Genomic DNA, 7,030 nt, shown 5'->3' on the forward strand with positions numbered 1-7,030 from the left:
CGATATATCGCTAATTAGCGATATATCGCGTTTTTAAAGCTATTCTTCCGCAGGGGGTTGGCGTGTAATCCCGAGTTTCTTCATCCGCGATCTGAGTGTACTTGGCGGAACACCGAGCACATTGGCCGCACCATTGGGGCCAGAAATACGCCAATTCAGCTGCTTTAATGTTTGCTCTATATGCTGTGCTTCCGCCTCGGCCAAGGTTTGTAATGGTGAAGCTGCGGTTTGAGTCTGCAGATGATGCGTAGGCATGGCATGGATTTGTAAAATATCCGTTTGGGATAAAATGGCCTCCCGTTCGAGGATATTCTGTAATTCGCGCACATTGCCAGGCCAGCTGTAGGCCATCAGTTTTTGAAGACCTTTTTGGCTTACGCCGCGCAGTTTCTTACCGAGTTTGCGGTTTAGGGAATGTAAAATGTGGCTGACAAGCTCGGGCATATCTTCAAGCCTTGCCCTCAGCGGCGGCACTTGAATTGGGAAGACATTCAAGCGGTAATAGAGATCCATCCTGAATAAGCCCTGTTCAACGCGCTTGAGTAAATCATGGTGGCTGGCGGCGACTAAGCGAATATCGACCTTAATGGTTTCACTGCCGCCGAGTCGTTCAAAGGATTGCTCTTGGATCACTCGCAGTAACTTAGATTGCGCCTCCAAACTTAATTCGGCCACCTCATCGAGAAACAGTGTGCCTTGATGGGCGAGCTCGAAGCGGCCCTTGCGTTGCTGAGTCGCACCCGTAAAGGCGCCTTTCTCATGGCCAAACAACTCACTCTCTAGCAGTGAGGCTGAAAACGCCGCGCAGTTAACGCTGATCATGGGTTTATCTTTACGGCGACTCAGTTGATGTAAGTTGCGGGCAACCAGTTCTTTGCCTGTGCCATTCTCGCCACAAATCAATACGGTACTGTCGGTATTGGCCACCATATGCAGTTGCTGGATCATATGGCGGATCACCGCGCTACTGCCCGAAATATCCACATCGCCGGTCTTATCGGCTAACTCGGCTTGGAGATAGTGATTCTCGCTGGCAAGTTGTTCCGACAGTGCTTGAACCTGCGCCAAAGCTTGGCGTAGCGACTGCTCGGTTTGTTTCTGAATGCTTATGTCGCGAAATATCGCGACTACACCGATAAGCTTGTTATCCCGATAGACGGGCGTAGAGCTGTAATGCACTGGAAAGCTGCTACCATCTTTGCGCCAGAACACATCGTGGGTAATTTCCCTTGCTATCCCATCTTTTAACGTATTGTAGATAGGGCAATCTTCCTGCGGATAATGACTACCATCCGCGTGGCTATGATGATGGCAATTATGGATATTTTTGCCGAGTAACTCTTCATTTTTCCAGCCCGTCATGCGCTCGGCGGCGGGATTGATAAAGACGGCATTACCATTTAAATCAAACCCATAAATGCCTTCACCCACGGCATTGAGCAGTAATTGGTTCTCTGGCAGAAAATGTTTATCCAAGGGCATTGCGGTGGGCTCTATTGATGTCATTCCGTTGATTCCTTAATACGAATGAGTGCCCTAAGTATAACCCTTTGAGTCGTGTCGCGATATATCGTGGGTTTCTCTGTGATGCTTGAATTGAATGGTTTAGAGGCTAGCTTAGAGGTCTGACCATTAACCTGTTGATAATAAAAAGCTTATATTTTAATCGATCGAAAGTTGTATTTAATGCTGGCGTAAAGGATTAAATTGTTATAAAAATGTTTCATAAATATCTTTGGCTAAGTTGACCTGAACTAAGCAGGCTTGCCCTTAATGCTGGGGATTCACGGCAACGCGGGGATGTTTATTGAAGTACGGTGTGAGTGATCGAGCGAGTTAAATAGCGTTTTGGGGTTAGACGGTTGTTAAGAGTACGGAGTAGTTTTCTGCCCACCTTTCCGGAAAATTGCTTTCTACTGATTTGAAGTGTGCAAAAAGGCTGCGATGCAGCCTTTTTTATTGCGCGACTGTTGAGCTTTACGGCTTCAGTTTTTGAGGTTTAAAACCGCTTACAGTGCTTTCGCCTGAGCTAAGCCATTAAGCACGGCCTCTATGGTGAGCGTTGAAGGCAATACTATGCCGTTAGGCGCCCTTGGACCATAGACCTTATTGTAAGGCGTGCCCGGTACGCCTTCATGCTTCATGTAACCCGCAATGGTGGAATCGGCTTCACTCCAATTTCCCTGCATTAAAATAACCTTGTCGGCCATCAGCGCATTCACCACTTGTTCCCTATGCGTGACTTCCGCCTTGTTGGTTTGGCAAATGCTGCACCAGTCAGAGGTGATATCCACAAACACTGTGTAGCCATCGGCGACCAGTGGCGCTATTTTTTCAGGGGCCAGCGTATGCCACTGCAGCTTTTGATAGGCTTGATAATCTTCGCCTTTATGTACAAAACCGATAATTCCGCCTAGGCCGACGGCGAAAAATCCCAACACAAAAATTACCGCCAATGGAATGCATTTACCTTTGCTGCGTTGCCAGATTAACAGGCCTATCGCGCCCACAAGTAATGCGAGAATGACCAAACTGATAAGAGTGATAGTGCCCATAGATGCCTACATGAGTTTCCAATAATCCAATCTATCTTAGCGGCTAACAGCTTAAATCTGCGTGAATTTATGCTTTAAAAGCCGATTAAACCTTTGACGCATTCGGTTGCAATTGTGCTTTTGCGCCGAGTGCACAGTCTTTGTAAGCTGGTGCACTAATAAAAAGATCACAAAATAACCACTACAGAAGGGAAGAATAATTGATGCGAGCGCTAACAGAGAAGCAAACGCCCACAAGGCTGAAATGGGCAAGTGTGTTGCTGCCCTTGTTATTCACTGTGTCCATGGTCGGCCATGCCGAGCCAGCTAAAAAAAGCGATGCGAAAGTGGATAAGCTAGTGCCAGAGGTGGTGACCACTAAGCACAGAATGACGATTCAAAATCAGAAGATCAGTTATCAAGCCATCAGTGGTGAGACCATTTTAGAGGATGATAAGGGGGAGCCTCAGGCCAGCATCTTCTCTATTACGTATTTACGGGATGATGTGCAGGACAACAGTAAACGCCCGGTCACGTTTATTTTTAACGGTGGCCCAGGTTCTGCCTCGCTGTGGCTGCACATGGGGCTCTTTGGGCCAAAACGTGTGATTGTGCCAGGTGATGCTAAAGATGATGGTGCGGCGCCTTATCGGATAGAAGCCAACGATTACTCATTACTCGATGAATCTGACTTAGTGTTTATCGACCCTGTGGGCACGGGTTTTAGCCGCGCCCTCGGAGAGAAGAAAGGCGCCGATTTTTGGGGCGTGAAAGAAGATGTCCAATCGATTGCTGAGTTTATGCGCCGTTGGTTGATTGAACATAAGCGTTGGAATTCGCCCAAGTATCTGGCGGGTGAAAGCTATGGTACGACGCGAGCCGCAGCATTAGTGGATGAGCTCCAAGGCGGCTGGACCGATATCTCGGTCAATGGCGTGATGCTGATTTCATCGATTCTCGACTTTAGCCACGCCCGCTATCAACCGGGTAATAACCAACCCTACATTGGTTTTTTACCGACCATGGCGGCTACCGCGTTTTATCACAATAAAGTCAGCGATGGCGACAAGGCATTAGGGCTAGAAGCGTTTGTCGAACAGGCGCGTCAATTCGCAATCAAGGATTACGCCCTAGCACTATTACAGGGTAGCCGTTTATCGCAAAGCGATTATCAAAGCGTACGTCAACAGTTGGCGCGTTTTACTGGACTGAGTGAGTCTTACCTCGACAGAGTGAATTTGCGGGTGAGTGCGAGTCGCTATACCAAGGAATTGCTCAGGGATCAGGATTTAACGGTCGGGCGATTAGACAGCCGCTACACTGGCAAAGATTACGACAGTGGCGGTGACTCGACCGATAACGACCCTTCGGGATATGGCATCGATGGCGCTTATACGGCGGCTATCCACCAATATCTGTATGAGGATTTAGGGGTTAAATTATCGCGTCCCTTCAACGTGCTCTCCACCGATGTTAACCGTGGCTGGAACTGGAATATCAGCGGTAAGCAAATGCATTATGTGAATGTGGCGCCCTATTTAGGGCAGGCGCAGCGCGAGAATAAAGACCTACGCATTTTTGTTGGTAACGGTTATTTCGATTTTGCGACGCCCTTCTTCGCGACTGAAAATACCTTTGCCGATAATGGCATAGATAATAGCCGCGTCACTATGCATTACTACAAGGCAGGCCACATGATGTATGTGGAGCCCGCATCGCTTGCGCAACTGGTGCAGGATATCCGCGCTTTTTATCATCCTAACGCGGCGAAATGAGAGTGACCGTATTGTTTGGCCAGTGTTAAACTGCCACTCCTGTGAAGGCCCTACTGAGGGCCTTTTTATGCTTTAAAGGGTTAAAAATGAGCTTTAGTACTTGGTTAGGGCTATTGGCGATTTGTTGCTTGGGCGCTATGTCTCCCGGGCCGAGTTTGGCCATGGTTGTGCGTCATACCTTGGGCGGTGGTCGTGGTAAGGGAATCGTTTGCGCTTGGGCACACTCGATTGGTATTGGCATTTATGCGTTAGTGACGTTACTCGGCCTAGCCGTTGTATTGAAAAAAGCACCATTGATTTTTAATGGGATCGCGATTTTAGGCGCGCTCTATCTCGCATGGATGGGGATCCAAGCATTGCGCTCAAACGGTGGCATGCAGGCAAAACTTGCGGCGGGGGAGGCGACGGATACACTCACGGCGGCGCGCGATGGTATCGCAATTTCCCTCTTCAATCCTAAGATTATGCTGTTCTTTTTAGCGCTGTTTAGTCAGTTTGTTATGGTGGCTGATAGCTTGACGGGTCAAGCGCTTATCGTGTTAACGCCTTTGGTGGTTGATGGGCTTTGGTATACCTTGATTGCCTTACTGTTATCCCATTCGAGTGTATTGCCTAAGTTACGGGAAAAAGCGGGACTTATTGATAAACTTTCTGGCGTGGTGCTGATCCTGCTCGCGATACGCGTGGTGTATACCCTCTAACGTATTGCAATACGCATAGAACAATGCGAAGAGAAATACACAGAGATAAAAAACGCCATCTTAGTATGGCGTTTCTTATGGAGTTTTGGCAGACGATGCTTGGCGTTTAGCGCTGGCCCTGTTTTAGGGGTTAACCCTTAAAAATTTGTACCGAATCATCCACAGCACCAGCTTCTTCCTGCATAACGGGTGGATTGGCGATATGGTCGTCTAGGTTGTCGTTCAGCATTTCGCGGTATTCGGCGCTAAACCAGTCGAGTGCGTTGTCTTTTTCTGCGCCTAAATCGGCAGATTTAATCGCGGCTTCAAAGGCATTAAAACGGGCTGCTGCGAAACGCAGTGCCGTGCCGACTTTACCGACATCGCCTTCTTGCTGGCTTAGCTGATTGGCTAGAGCAATAAATTGATCGGCAAGTTCAAAAATCGTGGTGTTGCTGGTATCAGTCATAGCGCTTACTCAAAATAATTTATTGGTGGGGGATTCTAGCCCAATTTGGCAAAGAAGGAATCGCCCGCACTTAACTATTGGGATCCAAGTCCGTTGTGACAGTTCCCGTTCGTGAATCGTAATAGATAGATAATTTATCGTTGGCTCGATAAAAGTAGGTACATTGATTCGGATTGATATAACTCGCTTTGTAGTCTGTTTCGGTGGCATCGACATTGAGTCGTGAAACACTTGGTTGTGAGTTTTGGAACAGCACTTCCCATACCGAAACACAGTCTTCAACATTGTCTAAAGCCGGTGATGCCTCGTTACCATAAATATAGTGCTGTGCAGGCCAGCCGTTGGCATTAAAATCCACTTGCTCGGATTGTGCCGAACCGAATACGGGTAAATCTTCCTTTGGACCCGAACCGACTTTTACAGCCCATACTGAGCGGGCAAGATTCAAGCCCGATTTAAACCCAGCTCCCGCAGCTTTGACTGTGGCTATTTGTGCATCTTGCTGCACATTAATAAATTTAGGCAGTGCCACCACGGCTAATACCCCAAGCACAAGAATCACAACCACAAGCTCGATGAGGGTAAAGCCTGCACTGTGCGCTTTTAGGCGGTTATTGGTCATTTAAATCAATTGATAAACGATAAAGACAGACACTATAGCACTTTGTTAGTCGCATTTTAACTTGAGATAGAGCCAATTCTGGCGAATTCAACACCTAGTTAACTTGTCATGTCTCTCTATCACTTTTAAGCTAGCGGCATTGTAATCCAAGCAAGAGAAACAGATTTTGGCGACTTGGCAGGAATTTATAGACCATCAACGTGCTCAACCCTATTACCAGCAGTTGATTACTTTTGTGAATCAAGAGCGAGCTTCGGGAAAGGTGATTTATCCCCCCAAGGAAGATGTGTTCAATGCCTTTAAGACTACCCCTTTGGATAAGGTGCGTGTGGTACTTATTGGTCAAGATCCTTACCATGGCCCTGATCAAGCCCACGGTCTGTGTTTTTCGGTTAAGCGAGGCATTAAACCGCCGCCATCGTTGGCCAATATGTATAAAGAATTGGTCAACGATATTCCCGGTTTTCAAATCCCTAACCATGGCGATTTAACTCAATGGGCGGAGCAGGGGATCTTAATGCTTAATACCGTACTAACGGTGGAGCAGGGGCAAGCACATTCCCATGCTAATGCGGGCTGGGAAACCTTTACCACTGAGGCGTTAAAGCTGCTTAATGCGCAGCAGCGGCCGATTATTTTTGTCCTTTGGGGAAGCCATGCCATTAAAAAAGGGGCGGTGATTACTGCGTCACAGCATCAAATTCTGTCGGGGCCGCATCCGTCACCGCTGTCGGCCTATCGCGGCTTCTTTGGTTGCGGGCATTTTTCTAAAGTGAACCAACTGCTGATGGCACGGGGCGAAGCGCCGATCCAATGGCAGGTTTAATACGATTGGTATAAGTTCACTTTGATAAAGAACGTGTCCCGTCCTGAAATAAGTTGACACTTATTTCCACCTAAAACGCCTGATGAACCTCATCGGGCGTTTTGTATTTTAAGGCCAAATGGGG

At 47.7% G+C, this 7,030-nt stretch carries 7 protein-coding genes; 3 read left to right on the forward strand and 4 right to left on the reverse strand.

What is annotated here, in order from left to right:
- Positions 1-39: 39 nt before the first annotated feature.
- Both SHD_RS21345 and SHD_RS21350 read right to left on the reverse strand, forming a co-directional pair.
- On the reverse strand, positions 40-1,506 hold the full coding sequence (locus SHD_RS21345; protein ID WP_039978911.1) for a sigma-54 interaction domain-containing protein: 1,467 nt from the start codon (positions 1,504-1,506) through the stop codon (positions 40-42).
- 503 nt (positions 1,507-2,009) lie between these two features.
- Positions 2,010-2,555 (reverse strand): thioredoxin family protein, encoded by a 546-nt coding sequence (locus SHD_RS21350; RefSeq protein WP_023269049.1) that lies wholly within the window; start codon positions 2,553-2,555, stop codon positions 2,010-2,012.
- 203 nt (positions 2,556-2,758) lie between these two features.
- Here SHD_RS21350 and SHD_RS21355 point away from each other — a divergent pair, with 203 nt between their 5' ends.
- Positions 2,759-4,309, forward strand: coding sequence for a S10 family peptidase (locus SHD_RS21355; protein ID WP_023269050.1), 1,551 nt, complete (start codon positions 2,759-2,761; stop codon positions 4,307-4,309).
- An 86-nt stretch (positions 4,310-4,395) separates the two neighbouring features.
- Positions 4,396-5,010 (forward strand): LysE family translocator, encoded by a 615-nt coding sequence (locus SHD_RS21360; protein WP_011621685.1) that lies wholly within the window; start codon positions 4,396-4,398, stop codon positions 5,008-5,010.
- Positions 5,011-5,140: 130 nt separating this feature from the next.
- Here SHD_RS21360 and SHD_RS21365 read toward each other — a convergent pair whose 3' ends face one another.
- Together SHD_RS21365 and SHD_RS21370 are read right to left on the reverse strand one after the other, a co-directional pair.
- Entirely contained in the window at positions 5,141-5,458 is a 318-nt protein-coding gene (locus SHD_RS21365) for a DUF3144 domain-containing protein (RefSeq protein ID WP_023269052.1), read from the reverse strand.
- A 70-nt stretch (positions 5,459-5,528) separates the two neighbouring features.
- Positions 5,529-6,080 carry a prepilin-type N-terminal cleavage/methylation domain-containing protein gene (locus SHD_RS21370; protein ID WP_023269053.1) on the reverse strand — a complete coding sequence of 184 codons (552 nt, stop codon included), beginning with the start codon at positions 6,078-6,080 and terminating at the stop codon, positions 5,529-5,531.
- A 166-nt stretch (positions 6,081-6,246) separates the two neighbouring features.
- Here SHD_RS21370 and ung point away from each other — a divergent pair, with 166 nt between their 5' ends.
- Complete coding sequence (ung, locus tag SHD_RS21375; RefSeq protein ID WP_023269054.1) at positions 6,247-6,906, forward strand: uracil-DNA glycosylase; 660 nt, start codon at positions 6,247-6,249, stop codon at positions 6,904-6,906.
- Positions 6,907-7,030 lie beyond the last annotated feature (124 nt).

Origin of the sequence: Shewanella decolorationis S12, from assembly GCF_000485795.1 — a bacterium.
Taxonomy (GTDB): domain Bacteria; phylum Pseudomonadota; class Gammaproteobacteria; order Enterobacterales; family Shewanellaceae; genus Shewanella; species Shewanella decolorationis.